Origin of the sequence: Saccharothrix sp. NRRL B-16314 (genome assembly GCF_000716595.1) — a bacterium.
Lineage (GTDB): Bacteria > Actinomycetota > Actinomycetes > Mycobacteriales > Pseudonocardiaceae > Actinosynnema.
Window position 1 is genome coordinate 172833 of sequence record NZ_JNXC01000006.1, and the last position, 23147, is coordinate 195979.

Below are 23147 nucleotides of genomic sequence, written 5' to 3' on the forward strand. Positions count from 1 at the left end.
AGCAAGCACCGGAAATCGACCCTATGGTGCCGGTGGACGTTGCCGGACGGCATATGAAAAACGTTGTGACCACAGGGAAAGCCGCATCGGATTCATTGAACTACGGTGGGCTGCGGCATCCGGTCCGAGTAGCTTGCGGTCCCGGACGCCAGTCCGGCGAACAGCCCGGCGCACAGCTCCCGGTGCCGGTCGAGCTGCGGCCCGAGCGCTCCGCCCAGGCTTGTCAACAGCTCGGCGAACGCCGCCTCGCCACCACGTTCCACGACGTCCGCGACCGCCCGGATTCCCTCGGCCAGCGCCTTCCTCGCCGTCGCGGCGTGCGGGTTGGCGGACTGGACGTCCCAGTAGACCTCCGGCGTGCCCGAGGCGATCCGGGCGAGCAACGCCAGCATCGTCGTGTGCGGCGGTGGCGCGATCGCACCGAGTCGTTCGACGTCCACGTCCATGGCGCGCAGTGCCACACCGAATCCGAGGACGGACGCATGGGTGAGCGCCTGCGCCGCGGCGGTGAGCCGATCATGCTCGTCGGCGCCGGTCAGCACGACCCGGCCACCCCACTGCTCGATGAGCCGCAGCAATTCCCGGACCAGGGGCCCGTCGTGCACGACGACCGCGGCGACCGGCCGGCCGGCCATGCCGAGCGCGGGGGCGAACATCGGGTTGAGACTGACCATCTGCACGTCGTCGGGAGCCGCGGCGACGACTCTGCTCTTCACCGACAGCGTGTCCACCAGCAACGCGCCCGGCCTGATCAGCTCGGCCACCGGGCCGATCGCCGCGAGGGCCACCGGCTCCGGCACGGCCAGCAGGACCAGGTCCGCGGCCCTGAGCCGGTCGGCGAGCGCGTCGTCGATGTCCGTGATGTCACCGCCCCGCACGGGGTCCACGACCTCGACGACCGCGCCGCTCTCCGCCAGCGACCTGGCGAACATGCCGCCGACCGCGCCCGCACCTCCGACGAGCACGCAACGGCGGAGGAGCGTCACCGCTCACCCGCGACGCGCGGGACGGCGGTCGCCGCGACCGCCGCGATCATGGCGCGGGACTTCACCAGCGTCTCCTCGAACTCCTCCTCGGCGTCCGACAGCGACACGATCGCGCCGCCCACCCCGAAGCTCACCCCGTCGTCCGTGGCCACCACGGTGCGGATGACGATGCTGAGGTCCGCGGCACCGCTGAGCGAGAACCAGCCCATCCCCCCGGCGTAGACGCCCCGCGGGCCTTCCTCCAGCCGGTCGATGATCTCCAGGGTGCGGATCTTCGGCGCGCCGGTCATCGAGCCCCCGGGGAACGCCGCGCGCACGCACTCGACCGCGGACACCCCCGGGCGCAACCGGCCACGGATGGTGGACACCAGTTGGTGCACCGGGGCGTAGGTCTCGACGTGGAACAGTCGGGGAACGTGCACCGAGCCGATCTCGCACACGGTGTTGAGGTCGTTGCGGACCAGGTCGACGATCATCAGGTTCTCGGCCCGGTCCTTCTCCTGGTCCAACAGGTCCAACCGCAACGCCTCATCGTGCGCCGGGGTCTCCCCGCGCGGCCTGGTTCCCTTGATGGGCTTGGACTCCACGCCCGACCGGCTGTCCACGGTGATGAACCGCTCCGGTGAGGCGCTGAGCACGGCGAGGCCCGGGAAGTCGAGCAGGGCGCCGTACGGGACCGGGCTGATCCGGCGCAGCTCCGCGTACGTGGTCAGCGGATCGATCCGCACGTCCATCGTCAGGTGGTTGGTGAGGCAGATCTCGTAGGACTCGCCGTCCTTGATCTCCTGGAGGCATTCGGCGATCCGTTTGAGGTAGGCCTCTTTGTCATGTCTGAAGTGGACGGCCTGGAGCAGGTCCGGCTCGGTCGCGCCCAGCACGGCGGGCTGCTGTTCCGCCGGTTCGTAGCCTGGCAGCGCGACCAGCCGGGCCTCGGTCTCGTCCAGCCACGCCGTCGCCGCCGAGTGGTCGTCCCCGGTGCTGAGCGTCAGCAGGTGACACGCGCGTTCGACGAAGTCGAGCACCAGCATCCGGTCGGTGAACAACAGGGCGGCGTCGGGTGTCTCCGAACGGTGCGCCGCCTGCCCGCCGGTCTCCGACTTCAACTCGTAGCCCAGGTAGCCCACGTACCCGAGGTTGAAGTCGTTCGGCAGGCCTTCCGGGGTCGGCACGGCACGCCGCGCCAGTTGCTCGTCCAGGTAGTCGAAGAACCCTCGCCGGACTTCCTGCCGGGTGCCGTCTGCCCGGCTCACCCGCACGACGCCTTCGTCGACGCGGTAGGTGAGGTACTCGGCCAGCGGACCACTGCCGTTGCCCATGAAAGCGAAGCGGGACAGGCCTTGGATCACCGCGCTGGCGTCCAGCCAGAAGGCGTGCTCCGATCCGGCGAACAGCTCGCGGTAGGCGGTCTCCGGGTCCGGCAGCACCGGGATCCTGCGGGTGATCACCTCGTAGGCGCCGGAGCGGGCCGGCTCGGGGCCGGCGCGGTGCGCCAGCGCCAGGTCGCGGAAGTTGGCCAGCAGCTCCCGACCGTACTCGCTGTCGATCGACTCGGGGTGGAACTGCACGCCCCAGATCGGCAGAGACCGGTGCCGCAGCCCCATGATGACGCCGTCCGCGGTCCACGCCAGCGCCTCGAGTTCGTCCGGCAGCGAGGTGACCGCCAGCGAGTGGTAGCGAACCGCGGAGAACGGCGACGGCAGCCCGGCGAAGACGTCCGCCCCGGTGTGGTGCACCGGCGAGACCCGGCCGTGCATGGGTTCCGGCGCGTGCTCGACGACACCGCCGAACAGGTGCCCGATGCCCTGGTGTCCCAGGCAGACGCCGAGCACCGGCAGCCCGGACTCCAGGATGGCCGGTGCGCTGATGCCGAAGTCGCGGGGCCGATCCGGCCGGCCGGGGCCGGGCGAGATGACGATGCCGTCGAAGTCGCCGAGGTCGATGCGCGACCAGTCGACGTCGTTGCGCACGACCGTCGGCGCCCGGCCGGTCACCTCACCGATGTACTGGTGCAGGTTGTAGGTGAACGAGTCGTAGTTGTCGATCACAAGCGTTCGCATGTGCGCTGGCTCCCGTCAAGCTGTGACGTTGCCGATCACGAGGTCCTCGACGCGGCAGGTCTCGGCGATGACGAGGTCGTAGAGGTTGCGCAGGAAGTCCCCGTCCACTCCGTGCTCCCGGCCGTACTCGGCCGCGCGCTGCTGGACCACACCGATCCGGTGTGGCTGCATCATGGGCACGCCGTGCTCGCGCTTGTGCTCGGCGATGCGCACGCAGAGCTCGATTCGTTCCCGCAGGACGTCGAGGAATCGGAAATCGATCCGGTCGAGTTCCGCACGTAATTCTTCAAGGCGCTGATCGGCGTCACTGTCAGGCACCGGCTACCCCTTTTCCGCATTCGACCGGCAGGTCGACGATCGTCCGGACAAGAATGTTCATCTGATAGCGCACCTTGGCCGGGTCGATGGCCAGTCGAATATCCGGGAAACGCTCGAACAGCCGCTGGAGCCCGACTTCGGTGATCACTTTGGCCAGGTGCGCGCCGGAGCAGTAGTGGATGCCGAAGCCGAAGCTCAGGTGCGCGGGCTTCTCCCGGTCGATGTCGAACTTCTCCGGGCACCGCGGGAACTGCCGCTCGTCCCGGTTGGCGGAGAGGAAGGAGATGATGACGACCTCGCCCGCCGGGATGACCACGCCGCCGATCTCGACCGGCTCGGTGGTGACGCGGTGCAGCGCGTTGTGCGTCGGGGTGGTGTACCGGATCAGCTCGTCCATCGCCTTGGTCCAGCCGTCCGGCTCGCCGATGATCCGCTCCCGCTCCCGCGGGTGGGTCAGCAGGGTGAGCAGGACACCGCCCATCATGCTCGCCGTGGTGTCGTTGCCACCGCTCATCAGGGCGAACCCGGTGGACAGGATCTCGGTGTGGGTCAGCCGCCGCTCAGGGGCCGCGTGGATCAGCGCGGACATCAGGTCGTCGCCGGGCGTGCGGGTCTTCTCGGCGATCAGGTCCGTCATGAACTCGGAGAGCTCGCGCACGTTGCGTTCGAGCTCGCCGTCCGCGGCGTCCAGCGGGGAGAAGTCGCGCTGGGCGTTGGACCAGCGGATGAAGTCCGGCCAGCGGTCGGCCGGGGCGCCCATCAACTCCGCGATCGCCATCACCGGCAGCGGCACGGCGAACGCCGCCATCAGGTCGGCACGTCCCCGGCCGTCGATCCGGTCCAGCAGTTCGTCGGCGAGCTCGGCGATCCGCGGTCGCATCGCCTCCGCCCGGCGCGGCGTGAACGCGAAGCTGATCGCCCGGCGCAGCGGGGTGTGCCGGGGTGGTTCCAGGTTGGCCAGGTGGTTCGCCTGCTCCGGCGGCGGCGTGACCTTCCGGCCGAGCTGACGGGACATCAGCTCGTAGTGCACGTTGATGTCCCGGCTCATCCGCGGGTCGTTGAAGGCCGCCTTGGCGTCCTCGTACCGGGTGATCACCCAGGCGCGGCCACCGTTGGGCATCCCGACCTCGCACACCGGCTTTTCCCGGCGCACGTATTCCAGCACCGGGTACGGATTCTGCGCGAAATCGTTCGTGAGCATCCAGTATCTGGAAAGCGTCCGGCCGGCAGCCATCCCCGCTCCTTCAACGCCGTCGTCTTCGATCGAGCCTAGTTGGAATCGAGCGCCTCGCCGCGCTGGTACAAATTCTTCGATCACCCCGGAAGACCGAAGGTGGCCGCCCGGCAGGCAACCACCTTCGGTTCACCGCGTGTTACCTCGGCGGGTCGGCGCTGCCGCCGATCGGGCCGACCACGGCACCGGTCAGGTCCGGCTCGTTCGGCCCCGGTTCGAAGCCGTTGAGGTTGCGCACGTTGACCGGATCGGCCTGCGGGTACTGGTACATGATCGCCACCATGCTGTTGTCGACCGTGCCGATGGCGTGGTACCGGCCCATCAACGGGTCCAGTTGGCGCAGGCCCTGCACGACGAACGACAGGCCGCCGGCGTGCTCGGTCCGCTTGTACTGCGAACCGGCCCAGGCGTACTCGCCGCCGTTCTGGTTCGGTGGCACGTGGTCGGCGTCGACCCGGCCGTCGGGCGTCAGCGGCGCACCGTACGGCGTGTAGGCGTAGAGATCACCCATCTGCTTGCCGTCGCCGCCGGCGACCATCGAGATGTCGCCTCGCACGTTCGGGTAGCGCCAGGTCTGGCTGCCGCTCGCGATCGACGCGATCACACCGCCGGGCAGCGGCACGGTCCGACTGACGACCCGCTTGTCCGCCTTCATCTCCAGCACCTCGGAGGCTCCGGAGAGGTTGGTGTGGTAGAGGGTCTGGCCGTCGTCGCGCTTGCTCCCCTCGACCGTGCGGCTGGTCACCGAGTCGAGGTTGTCGTAGCCGTAGGTGACGTGCGCCGGGTCCGGCCCGTCGATCGACACACCGGTGTACCGCTCCGCCACGTCGTAGGTGATCTTGACGCGGTTGCCGTCGAGCGTGTACTCCGCCATGTGCCCGGCCGAGCTGTACTTCACGTCCGACACGGTGTCGGCGCCGGTGGCCGCGAGCAGCCGGTCGGCGCGGTCGTAGCAGAAGTCCGTGACCGCCTTGCCCGCACCGGTCTCGTCGATGATCTTGACCGCGCTGTTGTTGCGGCCCGCGTTCGGCTCGGTGCCCTGCGGGCAGCTCGCGGCCGACGGCGACGTGTAGTCGTAGGTGTAGTGGTGCCCGTTGACCCACGCCTCGATGAGCCGGCCCGCCGCGTCGTACTGGTAGTTCGGACCGTCCTCGCGGGGGTCCTGGCCACCGAGCGCGTAGTCGACGACCGTTCCGGCCCGCGTGCGCTGGACCGTGCTCGCCACCTGGCGGCCGTCGGAGAGCTTCCAGTTCAGGGCGGTCACCCGGCCGGCGGCGTCCCGGCCGATGGACGACAGCGAGCTGCCGTTGGCGTACGCCACCGACACCAGCTCACCCGCCTTGTAGGTGGACGTGGCCAGCGACTTGTCCCCGGACCGGACCTCGAGCAACCGGCCGGCGTCGTCGTAGCGCCGGGTGATCGTGGTGCGCGGGTCGGCCTGGTTCGCCGGGATCGTCGTCTGGCTGGCGATCCGGCCCGCTTGGTCGTACGCGGTCGTGGTCTGCACACCGTGGGTGTCGGTGTACGTGAGCGGCCTGTTCAGCAGGTCGAAGGAGGCGGTGATGGCGCCGAACTCGTCCTTCGTGGAGAACCGGAGTGGGTCGCCGCCGACCGCCCAGTCGAACTGGATCGTCCGGTCGGCGTGCGCGCCGTCGCCCTGGGTGAGGATCTTCACCGCCCGCTGCCGGGCGTCGGACTCCACGCAGGCCCACTTGTCCGTGCCGAAGTTCATCCCGGCCGCGAACCCGCTGGCGTCGTAGAAGTAGTCGTCGATCCGGCTGACCCCGGCGGCGGACGCCGGAGTCTTGTTGGTCTTCAACGATCCGCGCTGCGGCACGGGCTGCCCGCCGTAGCAGGGGCTCACCGCGGTGTCCGCCGGACCGTAGTAGTCGTACGTGATCTCCGAGCCGGAAGGCAGGGTGATCGACCGCGGCCGGAAGAACTCGTCGTAAACCGTCGCCGACGTCAACTCCAGACCACCCGGGTCGAGCACGGTCTTCAACGGCACGCCGAACTCGTTCGCCGTGACGGCCGTCTTCTTGTCCGGCACACCGTCCGACTCGACCGTGGTCATGGTCATGGTGCCCGCGGCCGGGTCCATCGCCATCCGCTGGACCGGCACCCGCTCGCACCCGGCAGGCGCCGGGTCGACCGGCTCACCGGACGCGGTGAAGCACTCCTTCGGCGCGGGACCGTACGTCGCCAGTCCGTCCGGCCCGGCGACAGTGGTGGTGCGCCTCCCGGTGGGGTCCGTCCTGGAGAGCTGCTCGTCCGACGGTGCCCACTGGTACTCGGTGGTCAGGCCGGTGGCGTCGGTGTCGGTCAGCACCCGGCCACCGATGTCCCGGGTGATCCGCCGTGCCCAGCCCTGCTTCGGGTTGAGGCCGGCGATCCGGATTTCGGTGGTCCCAGTCCCGTTGTCGCTGCCGTAGGCGTAGTCGTGGATCTGCCGCTGCGTGGGCCGCTGCGCCGATCCGGTCGGTTCCGGGCTCTGCACCCGCACCGCCCGCCCGGTCTCCGGCTGGTAGCCGATCAGGTAGGCGGCGGCGTCGGTGTCGCGGCGCTTGGCGTCCACCCCGATCCAGTCGGTCACGTTCGACGGGCGAATCCTGGTCAGCTGGTTCGCCCGGTTGAAGGCCATGTCGGTGACCTGGTTGCCGGGGTTGCGCACCCTGGCCAGCTGCCCGTTGACGTACGACAGCTGGGTCAGCGCGCCGGTCGGCAGGCTGACCGCGCACAGGAAGCCGGCCGGGGCCGAGGCGTCCGGGCACTTGTCGCTGCCCGAGTAGTGGAACTGGATCTCCTGGCTCTCCTCGGCGGCGGTGGCCGTGACGCGAGTGACCGGGTCGGCCGCGGTGGCGGCCTCCGACTTCACGTGGACCGGCGCGGAACCGGCCGCGGCGGGCGAATGCCCGCGGGCGCCCGCCTGGTTGTCCGCCGGCTGGTCCGCCTGGCGGCCCGGTGTCATCGACTTCAGGACGCCCTTGGCGTCGAACAGCGACGTGACGCCTTCTGCGGAGACCGCTTTGACACCATCCTTGTCGTCCCGGGTCAGGGTCGCCGAGCCGGACGCGGCCTTGAAGCTGCCGTCCTCCTGCCGGGTGAAAGCGGTCGACGCGCCCTTGCCGTCGGTCAGCGTCATGCCCGATTCGGTGGCCTCAGCGGCGATGAAGCCGCCGGGACCCGGGCTGACGGTCCAGCCGGGCGGTAGGACCGACGCGGTGGTCGAGAGCCAGGACGCGGGCACCGGTGCCGCACGGCCGCCGTCGACGCGCGTCCACAGCTGGAGGAACGACGGGAAGCCGGCGGCGCGGTAGTCGATCCGGACCGGGTAGGCCTGACCGGCTTCCAGCCGGACACCGCTGCCGTACCGGGAGGTTTCCTGGACACCGGCGCCCCAGCCGTCGTAGGCCTGCTGGTCGGCGACCCACACGCGCAGGCCGGACCGGTGGATGCCGCCGAAGTCGTAGACACCGCTCTGCGGCACCCGGATGAAGCCCTGCCAGCGCACCCGGAACCTGTCGCCCACGCCGGCCGGAGGCGTTCCCCTGACGTTCCAGAAGAACGAGACCTGCGGGTCGGTGCGCACCGCGACCGGCTGCTCGTCGTCCTCGATGGACTCGGCGTCGCCGGCGAAGTACGAGCCGGTCAGGCCGGTGCCCGACGCCGCCGCGAGCGAGTTGTACGTGAACTGCACGAACTGCGGGCCGAAGCCGGACATCATGAACTGGCTGGTCAGCGACGTGGTCACGTTGCCGGTCGCGAGGTTCACGGTGACCGGGCCGACCGTGTCGGTTGGCACCGGGCCGCTCGGATCCTGCTCGCCCAGCCGGAGGTTCACCACCAGACCGCGGCCTTCCGCCGCCGACCCGGCCTGACCCGAAGCGCTGTCGCGGGCCTGCACGGTCCACCGGTACTGGCCGCCATCCGCCAGCACACCGGCCGGCACGACCCACTCCGGCCTGCTGATCCAGCCGGACGTGATCACCTGCCCGGCGTCCGGCGTCTCCCCCGTGCCCACGGTGAACTGGTAGCGCACATGGCCGGGTAGCGCGTTCGCGCGGAGCTGCGGTCGCAGGGTCGCGACAACCGCGCCGTCGTCCGGCGACGAGAGCACCGGTGCCGCGGGCGCAACTGCGGTCCGCGCGTTCGGACGCGCCGACGGCACACCGCCGGCCGCGGTGAAGTCACCGTCCGGCCACTGCGGACCTGGTAACGCGCCACTGTCGTCGGACATCAACGGCACATCGAGCGAGCTGCCCGGTTTCGCCTCGGACGTCGACGGCACCTGCACCACGACGGCCACCGCGGCCACGAGCGCGATCCCGGCACCGACCCACCTGACGCCCAGCCGGCTGAAACCGGGGCGGTTCCATAGTTTCATCTTGCCTGACATGGCTTCTTCTCTCTGGTTGTCCCCTGTTGGACACTCGCTGCCCCGCCAGGTGGCCCGGGCACGAGGCTGATCGCCCGCACCGGGCACAGGCGCTCGGCCTCCCGCACACCCTCCATCGTGGATTCATCGGGTTGCCGCAGTACGGTGACGATGCCGTCGTCATCCGAGTCGAAAACGTCCGGTGCGGAGATCACGCACCGACCCGCGCCGACGCAACGCTCCTCGTCCGCGCGGACAACGACCTCCGTCACCAGGTGACCTCCAGCTCGTACGGCCCGAAGATGGCGCTGGTGAACTTGAACGGGATCTCGTCGACGTCGTCGACCAGCCGCAGACCGGGAATGCGCCGGAACAGCGTCTCGTAGGCGATCTCCAGCTCGGCCCGCGCCAGGTTCTGGCCGAGGCACTGGTGCACGCCGTCGCCGAACGCGACGTGGTGGCGGGCGCCGCGGCGGATGTCGAACGTGTCCGGGTCGTCGAACGCGCGCTCGTCCCGGTTGGCCGAGGCGCCCAGCACGTAGATGCCCTCACCCGCCCGGATCAGCCGGCCACCGATCTCGATGTCCTCGGACGCCATCCGGTCGAACGCCACCCAGTCGGCGATCGAGTTGTAGCGCAGCAACTCCTCGACCGCACCGGGCAGGAGCGCCGGATCGGCGCGCAGCAGCGCCAGCTGCTCCGGGTGCTCCAGCAGGGTCAGCACGCCGAGCGGGATCTGGTTGGACGTAGTCTCGTGGCCGGCCATCAGCAGCAATTGGGCCATGCCCACCAGGGCGTCGTGTGCCAGAGCACCGGGGTTCACGTGTTCCTCGACCAGCCGGCCGATCAGGTTGTCCCCCGGCTCTCGCTCCGCCCTGGTCACCAGGTCGCTGAGGTACGAACGGATCTCCAGCAACGCGGCGGTCGAGGCGTTGGGGTCGTGGGACATCGTCAGGATCTGCGCGGTCCTGGTCTGGAAGTACTCGTGTTCCTCGTACGGCACGCCGAGCATCTGGCAGATCACCAGCGACGGCACCGGCAGCCCGAACATCTCGACCAGGTCGACCGGCGGGCCCTGGCGCAGCATCTCGTCGACCAGTTCGTCGACCACGCGCTGGATGCCGGGCCGCAGCGCGTTGATCCGCCGGACGCTGAACTCGCTGATCAGCATCCGCCGGTAGACGCCGTGCTCCGGCGGATCCATGTCGATGAACTGCCCCTGCCGCGCCTTGGCCAGCTCGGCCCGTTCCTCCGGCGTGGGCGTCCGGCCCACCGGGCGAAGCGAGGGGAAGTCGGGCCGGCTGGTGTCGGTGCTGACCGCCGGGTGGCTCAGCACCCTGCGCGCTTCTTCATGCCTCGTCACCAGCCAGATCCGGGTGCCCGAGGGTGCGGTGACGTACGAGAGCGGACCCGCGCGCCGCATCTCCCGGTACTCGGGAGGTGGTTCGAACGGGTCCCGCCGGGCCATCGGGAAGCGCGCCACCGCGCGCGGGTCCCGGTCAACCGTGGTCATGTGTCGCCACCATTCCCATTGGGTCCGTCAGTCTCGTTTGAAGCCGCGCACGGCGAGGCTCGCGCCGACCAGGCTGATGCAGCCGCAGATGAGCAAGGTCACGTAGAGGGCCGTGTCGGGGGCGTTGCCCAGGGACAGGTTCCGCGCGGCGGTGATGCCGTAGGACAACGGGTTCACGTGCGCCACGGCCTGGATGTAGTCGGGCAGCGCCGCCACCGGGACGAACGCGCTGGAGGCGAACTGCAACACGATCACCACCAGCACGCTCAGCGCCTGCACGTTCTCGGTGGCGCGCAGCCACGTGGCGGTGGCCAGGAACAGCCAGCCGAGGCTCCACCCGGTGGTCAGGGCGAGCAGGAGTGCCCCGGCCATGCCCAGCACACCACCGGACGGGCTGTACCCGAACACGAGGGTCGCCAGGATCAGCACCAGGGCCAGTTCCATCGCGCCGCGCATGAGGTCGGCCACGCTGCGGGCGATGAGGACGGACACCGGTCGCACCGGCATCGACCGGAACCGGGCCAGCACCCCGTTGCGCAGGTCGTTGGTCATGCTGACGGCCGACTCCGAGGCCACGGTGGTCGCGGTCATGAACAGGATCGCCGGCACCAGGTAGTCGATGTACGACACGCCCTTGGGGAACAGCGGCGTGTCGGCGACGCTCCGGAAGACCTGGCTGAACAGCAGCAGCATCACCAACGGCTGCAACAGGCTGAAGAACACCCTCGCCGGGTCGAGGAAAACCGGCCGCAGCGCCCGGACGGCCAGCACTGCCACCTGCGTGACGAGCCCGCTGGCCCGCCAGGTGGCCGTTTCGACGGTGTCGCGCGTCACGGTCTGCTCCAGTGCGGTCACGATGTAGTCGTCCTCACCCAGGTCAGGCGGCGGTCGCCGGCGGCTCGTCGGTGACCGCGAGGTACACCTCGTCCAGCGTCGGCTCGGTGAGCGTCAGCTCCGCGAGTTCCACGTGCTCGTCGTCCAGGGCCCGCACCACCCTGGCCAGGTCCTTCGACCCGATGCCGGAGATGACCAGCGCGTGCCGGTCCGCTTCGTACGCCGGGGAGAGACCGAGCCGACGGATCGCCTCGACCGCGACGCCCGACATGTCCGGGTCGTCCAGCCGGGCGGTGATGGTCCGCTGGCCGATCTCGGCCTTCAACTCGGCGCTGGTGCCCGTGGCCACGACCTTTCCCCTGGACAGCACCGTGATCCAGTCCGCCAGCCGGTCGGCCTCCTCCAGGTACTGGGTGGTCAGCAGCAGGGTCGTGCCGTCGTGGACCAGTCCCTGCACGATCTCCCACATGGCGGTGCGGCTGGCCGGGTCGAGACCGGTGGTCGGCTCGTCGAGGAAGACGACCTCGGGCCTGCCCACCAGGCCGGCGCCGAGGTCGAGCCGGCGGCGCATACCGCCGGAGTACGTGGAGACCTTCCGCCGCCCGGCGTGCGCGATGTCGAAGACCTCCAACAACTCCTCGGCGCGCCGGCGTGCCTGCGCCCGGTTCGCGCCCAGCAGCCGGGCGATCATCACCAGGTTCTGCAAGCCGGTCATGTCCTCGTCGACCGAGGCGTACTGGCCGGTGAGCCCGATGCGCTTGCGCACCTGCTCACCCTGCCTGCGCACGTCGAACCCCGCGACCCGGGCACTGCCCGAGGTCGGGGCGAACATGGTGGTCAGGATGTTGACCAGAGTGGTCTTGCCCGCGCCGTTGTGGCCGAGCAGCCCGAGCACGGATCCCTGCGGAACGCCGATGCTGACCCCGTCCAGCGCCGTCACCTTGCCGAACTTCTTCGTCACGTCGACTGCCTCGATGGCGGGCGCCCCCGTGTCCGCGTGATCCATGCGGTCAGCTCGACTGGTCCATGAACGCGACCAGGCTCTTGGGCCGCATGTCGGTCCAGCTGCGCTCCACGTAGTCCAGGCAGGACTGCCGGCTGTCCTCGCCGTGCACGACCGTCCAGCCGGCTGGGATCTCGGCGAACGCGGGCCACAGCGAGTGCTGGCCCTCCTCGTTGACCAACACGCGGAAGTTGGCCTCGGTGTCCTCGAACGGGTTGGTCATCGGTACTTCTCCTTCACGACTTGTCTGCCGTCGATCGTGGTCACCCGGCGGCCCGGCTACAACGACGCATCGAAAACCTGCAAGCGCCCGAGGTCGCCGACCTGGTCCGGGCCGGGCGTCACACCCGGCCCGTAGATCTCGGACACCCAGCTCTGGTGGTAGACCGTGTCCAGGTAGCGCTCACCGAGGTCCGGCGCGATGGCGACGGCGGTGAGCTCCTCGCCGGACCGGTTGCCCGCCAGCCACTCGCGCGCTCCGCTGACGACCGTTCCGGTGGAACCACCGAACAGGAAGCCCGACGCGGCCAGCTCGTGGCACGTCCGGACGGTGTCCGCTTCCCGGACGTGCAGCACGTCGTCCACGAAGGACATGTCGACCAGCTGCGGACGCACGCTGGTGCCCAGTCCGGGGATCATCCGCGTGCCGGACGGCGTTCCGAAGGTCACCGAACCGACGCTGTCGATCCCGACGACGGTGACCGACGGGCGGTGCCTGCGGAAGTAGCGCGCGCAGCCCATCAGCGTCCCGGTCGTGCCGGCGCCGACGAACAGCACGTCCAAGTCCGGAAACTCACGGGCGATGGCCGGTGCGGTCGTGCGCTCGTGCGCCTTCCAGTTGTTGGCGTTGGAGTACTGGTTCAGCCACAGGTACCGGTCGTCGGACTCGCAGAGTTCGCGGATCAGGCGCAGCCGGGCACCGAGGTAGCCCTCTTCCGGGTGCCCGGCGGCGATCACGTGCACCTTCGCGCCGAACGTCTCCATCAACTGCCTGGTCGCCATGTTGCAGCGGACGTCGGTGACGCACACGAACCGGTAGCCCTTGTTCGCCGCGACCATCGCCAGCGCGACGCCGAGGTTCCCGGACGACGACTCCAGCAGGATCGTGTCGCCGCCCAGCGCTCCCTCCCGCTCGGCGGCCTCGACCATCTCGGCCGCCGCCTTCAGCTTCACCGATCCGGCGAAGTTGAACCCCTCGCACTTGAGGTACAGCGGTAGGCCGAGCGGGGTCCGGAGGTCGACGTAGAGGTCGTCCACGTTGAACTGCTGGGGTGCGGAGACGATGGGCATCTGCTGTCACCTCGCCGAAGAGCTCTGGGGCCCCGGGTCCCGGTGCCCGTACCGGCTCAGCTCGTGGAAGAAGTCGGGCACGACCAGCAGCTCGCCGTCGGCGCCGACCTGGTCGTAGACGTACTTGCCGACCGCGAGGTCGAGCACGCCCAGCCCGAACGGGGAGAACACCAGCGGACGCGTGCCGTCGTGCTCCGGCGCCTCGCCGCGCATCACGTCGTACAGCGTGCCGTGCAGGAACTCCTGACCGCCGGTGCGCTGCTCGGCCAGGTGCACGGACGTGTTCGCCTTCAGGCAGTGCTCGACGTCGTCGACGATGTTGGTCGACGCCAGGATGACCTCGGGGCCGAGGTCGCGCAGCGAGACGTGCAGCACCAGCGGGTTGTGGTCGAACCACGCCGTTTCGGTCACGTGCGGTGCGCCGGCGACCGTCGCGAACACGATCAGGTCGGACGACGAGATCAGGTCCTCCGCCCGCTCGTGGACGGTCACGTTCGCCGCCCCGGCGCCGGCGAGGTAGCCGCGGAAACCGTCCGCGTGCTCGGCGCTGAGGTCGTGCACGCCGATCTCGTCGAACTGCCAGCCGGTGCCGGCCAGGTACGTGTGGACGTAGCGGGCGATCAGTCCGGTGCCGACGAACCCGAGCCGCACCGGCCGACCGTGCTTCCTGGTCAGCCGGTCGGCGGCCAGTGCCGCGGACGCCGCGGTGCGGGCGGCGCTGATGATGGAGGACTCCAGGCAGGCCAACGGGTATCCGGTGTCGTGGTCGTTGAGCACGAGCACCGCCGACGCCCGCGGCACGCCGGCCGCGACGTTGTCCGGAAAGCTGGATATCCACTTCAGGCCGTCCACCCGCACTTGACCGCCGATGGACGCGGGCAGCGCGATGATGCGTGAGGTCGGGCGGTCCGGGAAGCGCAGGAAGTACGACGGCGGGTTCACCGTGTCGCCTTCGCCGTGCACCCGGTAGGCAGCCTCCACCAGTTCCACCACGTGCTTCTCGTTGCCGCTGAGCACACGGTCGACCTGGGCGCCGGAAATCACGGCGAAGGGCTGTGGTAGCTGGGACATCCGCGACTCCGAATCGGGTTCTCAGGGACTCACTGCGGGCGTGCCGGACGGCATCGCTCTACAACGGCGGGAAGGGGTCGACGCTCGGGTTGCCGTCGGCCAGGCTGACCGGGCCGGTCATCACCAGGGCCACGGTGCGGTCGCCCGCGTAGGCATCCCGACCAGGGGCCACCCGGACGTTGTCGACGAGGAGCAGGTCGCCCCGCTGCCACGGTTCTCTCAGGGCCGAGGTCTCGTGAGCCTCGTTGATCGCGCGCACGGTGTCGGTGGCGATCGATGTGCCGTCACCGAACCTGGTGTCGAACGGCAGGTCGGCGGACGGGACGTCGGCGCGCTTCCCGGTCGAGGGGTGGCGGATCACCGCGGCGCGGCACTGCCGGGTGCGCAGGCCGCCGGACGGTTGCCGCTCGAACGCGATCCGGTTGTCCCGGCAGTGGTTCTCGACGTCGGGCCGGTCCTCGGTTTCGCACGCCTCCTGCCACGGCAGCACCCCGTCGCCGTCGTAGCGCCGGGTCACGATCCAGCCGCGCATCCGGAACTTCGCCACGACGTCGGCGGGCGGGACAGCATCGTCGTGGCGTCGGCGAGGGTGGTCGCGCCACCGCTCAGCGGCACCGAAAGGCACGCGTACAGCAGCAACCCGGGGAAGGTCAGCGCGTAGCTCGGCTCGTGGTGCGGGTTCATCGGCTGGTCGGCGGGCCACTCGGCACTGGAGACGACACCGCGGCAGTGGTGGAGGCGCCGGCCGAACGGCTCGGTGTCCGTCACCGGGAGGGTGTCCATCCGGTCCCGGTCCTCGGCGAGCACCGCCGGATCGGTGACACCCTCTCCCCGGATGAGGACGGCGCCATGCCCCAGCAGCAGGGCGTGCAGGTCGTGGATGTGCGTGGAGATCCAGTCCGCCACCGGGCCGGTGGACGAGACTTCGAGGATCGCGGGCCTTCCCGCCTCCACGATCGGGGTGAGTTGGCCGGGCTGTGCCGCCACGCACTTCGCGGCCGACTTCCCGTTGCCGCGCAGGGAGATCACTGATCATCGGCGGCACGCCCTCCAGGCGTCGCGTCGATGAGGCCCGCGAGTTCGCGCAGCACCGGGTGGCTGGTCACGTCGGCGAGCGAGACCTGCCGGTCCAGGCGCATGCTGAGCCGGATCGCGGTCAGCGAAGTGCCGCCGTGGTCGAAGAAGTGGTCGTCGCGTCCGACCTGGTCGACCGGCACCTTGAGCACCTCCGCCCAGGCGTCGGCCAGCAGTTGCTCGGTGGCCGACCTCGGTGCCTGCCGGTCGGCGACCCGCGACCTGCCGAGTTCACCGGCCAGCCGCGTCAGCGCCTTCTTGTCGATCTTCCCGTTGCCGGTCAGCGGAAGCGTTTCCAGCCAGTACAACGCGCCGGGCACCATGTACGCCGGCAGCAGGTCGGCCAGCAGCGCCCGTGGTTCGTCGGCCGGGATCGACTCGGCGGACGAGTAGAACCCCGCCAGGCTCCGCTCGCCGTTGTCCTCGCTGGTGGTGACGACCACGGCGGCGTCGCGGACGCCGGGCACCCTCAGCAACTGGTTCTCGATCTCACCGATCTCGATGCGGAAGCCCCTGATCTTGATCTGCGCGTCGCGCCTGCCGAGGAACTCGAGCTTGCCGTCGGGCAGCCAGCGCCCGAAGTCCCCGGACCGGTAGAGCCGCTCACCCGGGCGGTGCGGATCGGTGAGGAACGCCGCCCTGGTGCGCTCTTCGTCGTTGATGTACCCGCGCCCGACGCAGACCCCCGAGAAGACGATCTCCCCCGGCGCACCGAGCGGCACCGGGTTCAGCGCTTCGTCGACCACGTACACGCGCACGTTGTTCACCGCGCGGCCCAGCGGGACGGTGTCGTGCCGAGGCACCTCGCTCATCACCTCGTGGTTGGTGTCGTCCGAGGTCTCGGTCAGGCCGTACGCGTTGGCCAGCTTGATGTCCGGGCAGGCGGCGAACCAGCGGGCGGCGAGTTCCTTCTTCAACGCCTCCCCGGTGGCCGACACGCACCGCAGCCGGCCGAGCGGCCTCGGCTCCTCCTCCAGTTGCGAGAGCACGACTTCGAGGTACGACGGCACGACCTGGAGAAACTCAACCCCCGAGCTGGTGATGAGGTCCAGGTAGCGCTGGACGTCCAGCACCGCGTCCTGCTCGACGATCAGCGTGCGGCCTCCGACGAGCAGTGCGGAGATCAGCTGCCACAACGAGATGTCGAAGCACTGCGGCGCGGTCTGGGCGACCACCTGCCCGGCGCCGATCCCGAAGTCGTCGATCTTGGCGAACAGGTGGTTGAGCATCCCGGCGTGCTCGCACATGGCGCCCTTGGGCTTGCCGGTGGAGCCGGAGGTGAAGTAGATGTAGGCGAGCTGGTCCGGACCGACGTGGACGCCTGGATCGCCGTCCTCGTGGTCTTCCTGGTAGATCGCCTCGATGTGCTCGATCCGAACGCCCGCCAGCGCAGTGGCCGCTTCCCGCACGCCCGCGTCGCTGCGCGGCTCGCTGAGCACCAGCCGGCATTCGCTCTGCGACAGCGTGGATTCGATCCGCCCGGCCGGGAACTGGGGCTCGATCGGCAGGTACGCGGCGCCCGCCTTGAAGACGCCGATCACGGCCGCCAGCCAGTCCAGGTCCCGCTCGGTCACCACGGCGACCCGGTCTTCCGGCTGGATCTCCCGGGCCAACAGCGCGTGGGCGATCCGGTTCGCCCGGCGGTTCAGCTCGTCGTAGGTCCAGGAAACCCCGCGGCTCACCGCCGCGACGGTGTCCGGGTGCTCGCGCACCCGCTCTTCGAAGAGCTCGTGGAACCGGCGGTCCGGCAGCGGTCGGTCCGGACCGGCCAGCACGTCGAACTGTGTCCTGCGCTCGGCTTCGGACAGCAACGTGGCGGACTCGTGCGGACTGTCTGGTTCGGACACGATGGCGTTCAGGGCGGCGACGTGATACCCCGCGATCCGCTCGGCGTACTCGTCGTCGACCAGGTCGGTCCGGTGGTGGACCACGATCCACAGCAGGTCGCTGTCCTGGTGGAAGCCCACCCGCAGCGCGTCCTGCGACGGCTCGGCTTCCCGCAGCGGGGTACCGGGCGACAGGTCCAGAACGGTCTCGAAGGGGTCGCGCACGATCCCGAGCTCGGCGCGGAGGTCGTCGACGGGAAAGGCACCGTGCGCCACCAAGTCCGCTTGGGTCCGCGCCGCTCGCGCGACGAGCTCGCGCCAGGAACCGTTCTCCGCGTCCAAGCGGCACGGCAGCGGCTGCTGCGCTCGGGAACCACCGGGGACCAGGCCGGTCACCACCTCGCGCTCACCGGTCAGCGCGCGCAGCACCTTGGCGTGCGCGGCGATCAGCAACGCTGACGTCGGCACGTCGAACTCGGCGGCTGCCCGGGTGAGGGACGCGACGAGCCCAGAGGGCAGGAGCCTGCGGTGCGAACCGACCTCCGACCGCGCCGGCTGGGAGGCCCATCGGGCGATCGGCACCGCCGCACCGGCGGCCAGCACACCCTTCCAGAACTCACGACTGGCCGGCGTGTCCGCCTCGGCCCTGCGCACCCCCATCGTTCTTCCTTTCCGCAGAAGCGTTTCAGCGAGGCGCGTTCGCGGCCCGGCCGGAGCACCTTCATCGAGCGCAATCTCGACCGTCGTGAGAATCGGCGCTACGTGGAACAAGCGAGAGCAAATCAGTCAGCCACAGCCACCGGCATGGCCCGCGTCGGCCCCGACTCCCGCGCGCTCGGCCAGTTCCACTGCACCGACCTGCCACGGCACGTCCGACACCACGGTCACCGGCTCACCCCGAACCGTCGCGGCGAACGCCGCGACACGCTCCACGCCCCAGAACTTCTCGGGTCCGCACACGAAGAACGGCACACCGAACAGCCCGTCCGCCGCCGCACCCGCCAGGCATCGCGCACCCTCCTCGCGCACCGCGGGATCGTCGATCGCGGCGAGCATCCCGTCCGGGTCCAAGCCGATCTCCTCGGCCACCCGCGCGATCGTGGCGCGGTCGGTGATGTCCTCACCGCGTTCCCAACGTTCCCGGTACACCGCCGCCACGTAGGCCCGGCCCTGGCCGGCGGCCACGGCGGGGAAGTACGGCAGGTGGGCGACCTCCCAGTCCGGGTCCCGGTCGGCCGGCCACGTCATCTGCCAGCCTCGGGCCCGCGACCAGCGCCGGGCGTCCTGGAGGATGTAGAAGTTCTTCGCCCGCGTCATCTGCGAGTACGCGAGCTTCACCCCGTCCTGGTCCAGCAGGCGTTCGGTCTCGGCGTCGGGATCCCAGTACGGGATCCACTCCACCGCGTCGAGCACATCCGGGTAGCGTTCGCCCAGCTCGCGGTAGGCGAACCAGGAATACGGGCTGCGCAGGGAGAAGTACCACCGCGGTGGCCGCTTGGTCCTGGTCATGGGCCTGGACCGTCCTTTCGTGCTCAGATGGTGATGCCGCCGTCGATGTGGAAGACCGAGCCGGTGATGTACCCGGCCTGCTCGCCGGCCAGGTAGGCCACCAGACCGGCGACCTCGTCCGCGGTGCCCATCCGGCCGAGCGGCACCGATTCCAGTGCCCGCTTGCGCGCCTTCTCCGTCAGCCCGGAGGTCATGTCGGTCTCGATGAAGCCCGGGGCCACCACGTTGACCCGGATTCCGTGCCGGGCGGTCTCCTTGGCCAGCGCCTTGGAGAAGCCGATGATCCCGGCCTTGGCCGCGGAGTAGTTCGTCTGGGTCGGGTTGCCGTACACGCCCGCCACCGACGAGATGTTGACCACCACACCGCTCCGGCGCTTCATCATGCCGAAGACCACCGACCGGCAGACGTGGTAGACGCCGTCCAAGTTGGTGTCCAGCACCGCGTTCCAGTCCTCGTCCGGCATCAGCACGAGCGGGTTGTCCTTCGTGATGCCGGCGGACGTCACGGCGACCGACACGTCACCCAGCTCCTGCTCGGTGCGCTTGATCCACGAGCGGACCGCCTCGGCGTCGGCCACGTCCGCGGCGACGGCCAACGCTCGCACTCCCAGCTCTTCGATCTCCTTCACCAGCAATCGAGCGGCCTGCTCGTCCGAGCGGTAGCAGAAACCCACGTCGAAGCCGTCGCGGGCCAAGCGCAGCGCCGTCGCCCGGCCGATGCCCCGGCTGCCCCCGCTGACGACCGCCACCCCGGGCTTGTCGTCCGTCATCTCGTTCCTCCTGCCTGCTGATCGGGCGCGCGGAACGCCATCACCATCCGGTTCACCGTGAGCACCGGCTCACCGGCTGCCACGCACTCGCCTTCGAAGATCACCGTGTCGCCCAGCGAGCGGAACACCTCGACCCGGTGTTCGAGCACGTCGCCGGGCAGCACCCGCCGGTGGACGCGCACACCGGACATCGAGCCGAACAGCATGACGCGGCCGTCCAGCAGCTCGGTGCCCGGCTCGCTGAGCAGCGCGAGCACACCGGCGGCCTGGCCCCACGACTCGATCAGCAGCACCGGCGGGTACCCGGGATCGCCGCCCTCCGAGTACCACGGTTCGTCGACGGTGATCGCCTTCACCGCGGTCAGCCCCTGTCCTGGTCGGACTTCGAGGACGCGGTCGAGCAGCAACATGGGGAAGCGGTGCGGGAGCACCGCCCGGACGGCGTCGGCCTCCAACGCGACGGACTGCCTGATCAGCGCGTCGGTCATGAGGTCTCACCGACCCGGTACCGCAGCCGCACGGTGGCCACCTCGCCCCGGTCGGTCGAGGCCTTCGCCAGGCACAGCCAGTCCGGGCTGTCGGACTTCCAGGTCAGGTCCATGCGCAGCACGTCTCCCGGGTAGACCGCGCCGAGGAAGCGTGCCGACTCCACGTCGGTGAGCGTCACCGCGCCGGACGGTTCGGGAACAGTCGCGAGTGCGCTCCGGTGCACCGACTCCACGACGCACACACCCGGGAAGATCGGGAAGTCCGGGTAGTGGCCGGCGAACACGGGCTCGGTGATGTCCACACCGACGGTGGCCTGCGCGGTCCAGCCCGTTTCGCAGGCCGTCGACTGCCGCACGACCCGGACCGGCGCCCTCACGACGCGGGTCACGAGCCCGTCAACTTGGCGCTGACCACCCGGTGGGCGTCCCGGACCGTCCGGACCTCGCGCATCTCCCGCTCGGCGAAGCGCACACCGTACTCCTTCTCCAGCACGGCCAGCACTTCCAACGCCATCAGCGAGTCGACCCCGAGGTCGTCGACGAAGTCCGTGTCGTCCGCGAGCCGGTGGACGTCCTCGTCGATGGTGTCGGCGAGAATCCGGCGCAGGTCCTCGATCGGGACCTGGGCCGCGGGCGCGCTCGACATCTGTCCGCTCCTCACTTCTCCGCCTTCCCGCGAAGGCCCCTGGAGAGACCGATCTTCGGCGGGCAGTGCACCAGCAGCCGCAGCACGGCGCAGGCCACTGTCCCGTCCCTGTCCACGGTGGTCACCACGGCCGCGTTCCCGGCCGCGCCCGGGGTGCGTTCCGCGACGGCGAGCAGCGACACGATCTGGAACGCCGAGGTCGCGGCGGACGTGTCGCCGAGCCGCCCGACGTCCGGGACCCTGGTGATGGCCGAGCTGTCGAACATCTCGCTCAACAGCGCGCGCTCCTGCTCACCGACCGGACCGGGCAGCGCACTGGGCGGGGCCGCCCACACCTCGGACGCGTTGACCTTGGCGTTGCGCAGCGCCCGTTCGACGCACTTGCGCAGCGTGGTGGTGACGTCGCCGCCCGGGTAGACCATCGACTCGACCGCGAGGATCTGCGCCATCGGCGGGCGGTCGCGCCGGTCGCCAGGCTCGATCAGCAGCATCGCAGAGCCTTCGCCGAGCACGACATCGCCCGCGTCGGCGCCACGGGTGTGGCGGTCCAGCCACGAGCGCGCCCCGGAGAACTCCTCCGCCGCGCCGCAGAGCACCTTGCTCGCGCGGCCCGAGGCCAGCAGCCCGGCCGCGTAGCCGAGACCGAGCAGGGTGGAGCCGCGACCGCCGGCGACCGTCGTGTTCGGCCCTCTGAGCTGGTGCCGGATCGCGCATTGACTGGCCGCGCAGTTCAGCACGATGTTGGGGATCACCGCGGGGTCCACGTAGAACGGTTGCTCCGCGGTCATCGAGGTCCTGGTGAAGTCCATCATGCTCTGCACGCTGCCGGTGGTCGTCCCGAGCACCAGGCCGATGTCCCGGCCGTCGCCCTCGACCGGGGCGTCTCGGAGCAACTCGCCCGACGCGGTGACCGCGAGCGCGCTCACCCGGTCCATCGCCCGGGTCCCCTTCTTGCCGAGCACGTCCCGGATCTCGAAGCCCGGCACTAGGCACGCGTGGTCCTCCGCCGCGTGCCACCGGTCCTGGTCCAGCCGGACGACGGTATCCGGTTGCGACCCGATGCCCTCGACGAAGGCGTCCCGGCCGATGCCGTACGGGGACACGGCCGACCACAGGGAGATCGTCGGCCGGACCGCGCTGATGGCCGTCGCGCTCATGCCACACCTGCCGGCTGCGCGGCCCGCTCACCGCGGAGCGCGGCGAGGGCGTCCTCGTCGAAGTTGACCAAGGCCCAGTCGTTGGCCTCGCGTTCGGTCATGTAGCCGTGCGTGATGGTGCCGGTCGCTACGGGCACCAGGTTCCCGTCCCGCACCACGTAGCAGTCCATCGTGGACGTGTAGAGCAGGTCTTTGAACACGTCCTGCACGGTGTAGACGGTGTACAGGTCCTCTTCCATCAGCACCTCGTCGACCAGCTCGACCTCCGAGCGGGTGACCACCGGGATCCAGCCGCGGCCGTGCAGCACCGGCCTGATCGGCAGGCCCCGCTCGGCCAGGAACAGGTCGACGACCTCCTCCAGCACCCGCAGGAAGCCCGACATGTGCATCCGCTCGGAGAAGTGGCAGTAGAAGTACGGCACCCGCCACTTCCAGCCGAAGGCGTTGCGGCCCGCGACCAGCTCGTCCAGCACCGGGTCCGGCCCGGTGGTCCCCCGGCCGGTGGTGAGGTCGAGCGACGTGCCCGGCCGCGCGGTCAAGGGCTGTGGCGCAGCGGTGGCCAGTCGTGGCACGGCGAACGCGGCCAGTTCCGCCGGGACCGGCTCGGCAGGCTTGACGTGGTCGTCGATCCGCAGCGCCACCCGCACCTTGGACGTGACCGCCTTGGTCTCGCGGCCGTCCCGGTCGACGGACATGGTGACCGCGAACCCGAGGGTGGTGTCGCCGTCCTCCGTGGTGGGACGCACCTCGCACTTCACGCTGTCGTCGCCGTGGATCACCGAGCCGAGCCTGGTCGTCAGGTGCACGACGTCGAAACCGAGCCCGAACTTCTCGTACAGCACACCGGGTGCCAGCCCGGCGCTGCGGAAGTGCTCGAGCACCGCGGCCTCGGCCAGGTAGTTGACGTGCTTGAACCCGATGGCGAAGCTGATGTTGCTGCCCTCGAACGAGGGTCGCAGCGCCACCTGGGTCGGCCCGGCCAGCAGTGTTGTCATT

Annotated in this window: 22 protein-coding genes; all 22 read right to left on the reverse strand. The window is 70.1% G+C overall.

The window, feature by feature from the left end; all coding sequences use genetic code 11:
• Positions 1 to 92: 92 nt before the first annotated feature.
• Positions 93 to 986 carry a prephenate dehydrogenase/arogenate dehydrogenase family protein gene (locus OQ02_RS12995; RefSeq protein ID WP_051772230.1) on the reverse strand — a complete coding sequence of 298 codons (894 nt, stop codon included), beginning with the start codon at positions 984 to 986 and terminating at the stop codon, positions 93 to 95.
• Positions 983 to 3043 carry an aminodeoxychorismate synthase component I gene (gene pabB, locus OQ02_RS13000; RefSeq protein ID WP_033438626.1) on the reverse strand — a complete coding sequence of 687 codons (2061 nt, stop codon included), beginning with the start codon at positions 3041 to 3043 and terminating at the stop codon, positions 983 to 985. Before pabB ends, OQ02_RS12995 begins: the two co-directional genes overlap by 4 nt.
• A gap of 15 nt (positions 3044 to 3058) precedes the next feature.
• On the reverse strand, positions 3059 to 3361 hold the full coding sequence (locus OQ02_RS13005; protein WP_033438627.1) for a chorismate mutase family protein: 303 nt from the start codon (positions 3359 to 3361) through the stop codon (positions 3059 to 3061).
• Positions 3354 to 4562, reverse strand: a complete 1209-nt coding sequence (locus OQ02_RS13010; RefSeq protein ID WP_197043309.1) for a cytochrome P450 family protein — start codon at positions 4560 to 4562, stop codon at positions 3354 to 3356. The genes OQ02_RS13005 and OQ02_RS13010 overlap by 8 nt, the downstream gene beginning before the upstream one ends.
• Positions 4563 to 4734: 172 nt before the next feature.
• Positions 4735 to 8991 carry a PA14 domain-containing protein gene (locus tag OQ02_RS13015; protein WP_156077020.1) on the reverse strand — a complete coding sequence of 1419 codons (4257 nt, stop codon included), beginning with the start codon at positions 8989 to 8991 and terminating at the stop codon, positions 4735 to 4737.
• Positions 8976 to 9242, reverse strand: coding sequence for a ferredoxin (locus tag OQ02_RS42360; protein ID WP_197043310.1), 267 nt, complete (start codon positions 9240 to 9242; stop codon positions 8976 to 8978). Before OQ02_RS42360 ends, OQ02_RS13015 begins: the two co-directional genes overlap by 16 nt.
• A complete protein-coding gene (locus OQ02_RS13020; RefSeq protein ID WP_033438629.1) occupies positions 9239 to 10483 on the reverse strand; it encodes a cytochrome P450 in 1245 nt (414 codons plus the stop codon). Before OQ02_RS13020 ends, OQ02_RS42360 begins: the two co-directional genes overlap by 4 nt.
• A 27-nt stretch (positions 10484 to 10510) precedes the next feature.
• Positions 10511 to 11338 (reverse strand): ABC transporter permease, encoded by an 828-nt coding sequence (locus OQ02_RS13025; protein ID WP_063747049.1) that lies wholly within the window; start codon positions 11336 to 11338, stop codon positions 10511 to 10513.
• Between the two features lie 22 nt (positions 11339 to 11360).
• The gene (locus OQ02_RS13030; protein WP_033438630.1) at positions 11361 to 12323 is read right to left on the reverse strand and encodes a daunorubicin resistance protein DrrA family ABC transporter ATP-binding protein; all 963 of its coding nucleotides are present in this window, start codon (positions 12321 to 12323) and stop codon (positions 11361 to 11363) included.
• A 4-nt stretch (positions 12324 to 12327) separates the two neighbouring features.
• Positions 12328 to 12543 carry an MbtH family protein gene (locus OQ02_RS13035; RefSeq protein WP_033438631.1) on the reverse strand — a complete coding sequence of 72 codons (216 nt, stop codon included), beginning with the start codon at positions 12541 to 12543 and terminating at the stop codon, positions 12328 to 12330.
• A 56-nt stretch (positions 12544 to 12599) separates the two neighbouring features.
• Positions 12600 to 13610, reverse strand: a complete 1011-nt coding sequence (gene sbnA, locus OQ02_RS13040; protein ID WP_051772232.1) for a 2,3-diaminopropionate biosynthesis protein SbnA — start codon at positions 13608 to 13610, stop codon at positions 12600 to 12602.
• Positions 13611 to 13616: 6 nt separating this feature from the next.
• Positions 13617 to 14681 carry a 2,3-diaminopropionate biosynthesis protein SbnB gene (gene sbnB / locus OQ02_RS13045; RefSeq protein ID WP_033438632.1) on the reverse strand — a complete coding sequence of 355 codons (1065 nt, stop codon included), beginning with the start codon at positions 14679 to 14681 and terminating at the stop codon, positions 13617 to 13619.
• A 58-nt stretch (positions 14682 to 14739) separates the two neighbouring features.
• Positions 14740 to 15213 (reverse strand): TauD/TfdA family dioxygenase, encoded by a 474-nt coding sequence (locus OQ02_RS46665; RefSeq protein WP_033438731.1) that lies wholly within the window; start codon positions 15211 to 15213, stop codon positions 14740 to 14742.
• Positions 15195 to 15710 (reverse strand): TauD/TfdA family dioxygenase, encoded by a 516-nt coding sequence (locus OQ02_RS46670; RefSeq protein WP_033438633.1) that lies wholly within the window; start codon positions 15708 to 15710, stop codon positions 15195 to 15197. Before OQ02_RS46670 ends, OQ02_RS46665 begins: the two co-directional genes overlap by 19 nt.
• Positions 15707 to 18241, reverse strand: coding sequence for a non-ribosomal peptide synthetase (locus OQ02_RS13060; protein ID WP_033438634.1), 2535 nt, complete (start codon positions 18239 to 18241; stop codon positions 15707 to 15709). Before OQ02_RS13060 ends, OQ02_RS46670 begins: the two co-directional genes overlap by 4 nt.
• A gap of 126 nt (positions 18242 to 18367) precedes the next feature.
• The gene (locus tag OQ02_RS13065) at positions 18368 to 19090 is read right to left on the reverse strand and encodes a 2-hydroxychromene-2-carboxylate isomerase (RefSeq protein ID WP_033438635.1); all 723 of its coding nucleotides are present in this window, start codon (positions 19088 to 19090) and stop codon (positions 18368 to 18370) included.
• A 23-nt stretch (positions 19091 to 19113) separates the two neighbouring features.
• Complete coding sequence (gene fabG, locus OQ02_RS13070; protein WP_033438636.1) at positions 19114 to 19860, reverse strand: 3-oxoacyl-[acyl-carrier-protein] reductase; 747 nt, start codon at positions 19858 to 19860, stop codon at positions 19114 to 19116.
• Positions 19857 to 20348, reverse strand: a complete 492-nt coding sequence (locus OQ02_RS13075) for a 3-hydroxyacyl-ACP dehydratase FabZ family protein (protein ID WP_051772234.1) — start codon at positions 20346 to 20348, stop codon at positions 19857 to 19859. The genes fabG and OQ02_RS13075 overlap by 4 nt, the downstream gene beginning before the upstream one ends.
• Positions 20345 to 20737, reverse strand: coding sequence for a 3-hydroxyacyl-ACP dehydratase FabZ family protein (locus tag OQ02_RS13080; RefSeq protein WP_051772235.1), 393 nt, complete (start codon positions 20735 to 20737; stop codon positions 20345 to 20347). Before OQ02_RS13080 ends, OQ02_RS13075 begins: the two co-directional genes overlap by 4 nt.
• Positions 20734 to 20994, reverse strand: coding sequence for an acyl carrier protein (locus OQ02_RS13085; RefSeq protein WP_033438637.1), 261 nt, complete (start codon positions 20992 to 20994; stop codon positions 20734 to 20736). Before OQ02_RS13085 ends, OQ02_RS13080 begins: the two co-directional genes overlap by 4 nt.
• A gap of 11 nt (positions 20995 to 21005) precedes the next feature.
• Positions 21006 to 22151: a beta-ketoacyl synthase N-terminal-like domain-containing protein gene (locus OQ02_RS13090; RefSeq protein ID WP_051772236.1), complete on the reverse strand. Its 1146-nt coding sequence runs from the start codon at positions 22149 to 22151 to the stop codon at positions 21006 to 21008.
• A complete protein-coding gene (locus OQ02_RS13095; RefSeq protein ID WP_033438638.1) occupies positions 22148 to 23146 on the reverse strand; it encodes a thioesterase family protein in 999 nt (332 codons plus the stop codon). Before OQ02_RS13095 ends, OQ02_RS13090 begins: the two co-directional genes overlap by 4 nt.
• Position 23147: the final 1 nt, after the last annotated feature.

What these genes read in the sequence shown, in the direction of transcription:
- pabB (WP_033438626.1), bottom strand. Translation starts at nt 3,043, where the DNA reads ATGCGAACGCTTGTGATCGACAACTACGACTCGTTCACCTACAACCTG.
- OQ02_RS13010 (WP_197043309.1), bottom strand. Translation starts at nt 4,562, where the DNA reads ATGCTCACGAACGATTTCGCGCAGAATCCGTACCCGGTGCTGGAATAC.
- OQ02_RS13015 (WP_156077020.1), bottom strand. Translation starts at nt 8,991, where the DNA reads ATGTCAGGCAAGATGAAACTATGGAACCGCCCCGGTTTCAGCCGGCTG.
- OQ02_RS13020 (WP_033438629.1), bottom strand. Translation starts at nt 10,483, where the DNA reads ATGACCACGGTTGACCGGGACCCGCGCGCGGTGGCGCGCTTCCCGATG.
- OQ02_RS13030 (WP_033438630.1), bottom strand. Translation starts at nt 12,323, where the DNA reads ATGGATCACGCGGACACGGGGGCGCCCGCCATCGAGGCAGTCGACGTG.
- OQ02_RS13035 (WP_033438631.1), bottom strand. Translation starts at nt 12,543, where the DNA reads ATGACCAACCCGTTCGAGGACACCGAGGCCAACTTCCGCGTGTTGGTC.
- sbnA (WP_051772232.1), bottom strand. Translation starts at nt 13,610, where the DNA reads ATGCCCATCGTCTCCGCACCCCAGCAGTTCAACGTGGACGACCTCTAC.
- sbnB (WP_033438632.1), bottom strand. Translation starts at nt 14,681, where the DNA reads ATGTCCCAGCTACCACAGCCCTTCGCCGTGATTTCCGGCGCCCAGGTC.
- OQ02_RS46665 (WP_033438731.1), bottom strand. Translation starts at nt 15,213, where the DNA reads ATGCGCGGCTGGATCGTGACCCGGCGCTACGACGGCGACGGGGTGCTG.
- OQ02_RS13060 (WP_033438634.1), bottom strand. Translation starts at nt 18,241, where the DNA reads ATGGGGGTGCGCAGGGCCGAGGCGGACACGCCGGCCAGTCGTGAGTTC.
- OQ02_RS13065 (WP_033438635.1), bottom strand. Translation starts at nt 19,090, where the DNA reads ATGACCAGGACCAAGCGGCCACCGCGGTGGTACTTCTCCCTGCGCAGC.
- fabG (WP_033438636.1), bottom strand. Translation starts at nt 19,860, where the DNA reads ATGACGGACGACAAGCCCGGGGTGGCGGTCGTCAGCGGGGGCAGCCGG.
- OQ02_RS13075 (WP_051772234.1), bottom strand. Translation starts at nt 20,348, where the DNA reads ATGACCGACGCGCTGATCAGGCAGTCCGTCGCGTTGGAGGCCGACGCC.
- OQ02_RS13085 (WP_033438637.1), bottom strand. Translation starts at nt 20,994, where the DNA reads ATGTCGAGCGCGCCCGCGGCCCAGGTCCCGATCGAGGACCTGCGCCGG.
- OQ02_RS13090 (WP_051772236.1), bottom strand. Translation starts at nt 22,151, where the DNA reads ATGAGCGCGACGGCCATCAGCGCGGTCCGGCCGACGATCTCCCTGTGG.
- OQ02_RS13095 (WP_033438638.1), bottom strand. Translation starts at nt 23,146, where the DNA reads ATGACAACACTGCTGGCCGGGCCGACCCAGGTGGCGCTGCGACCCTCG.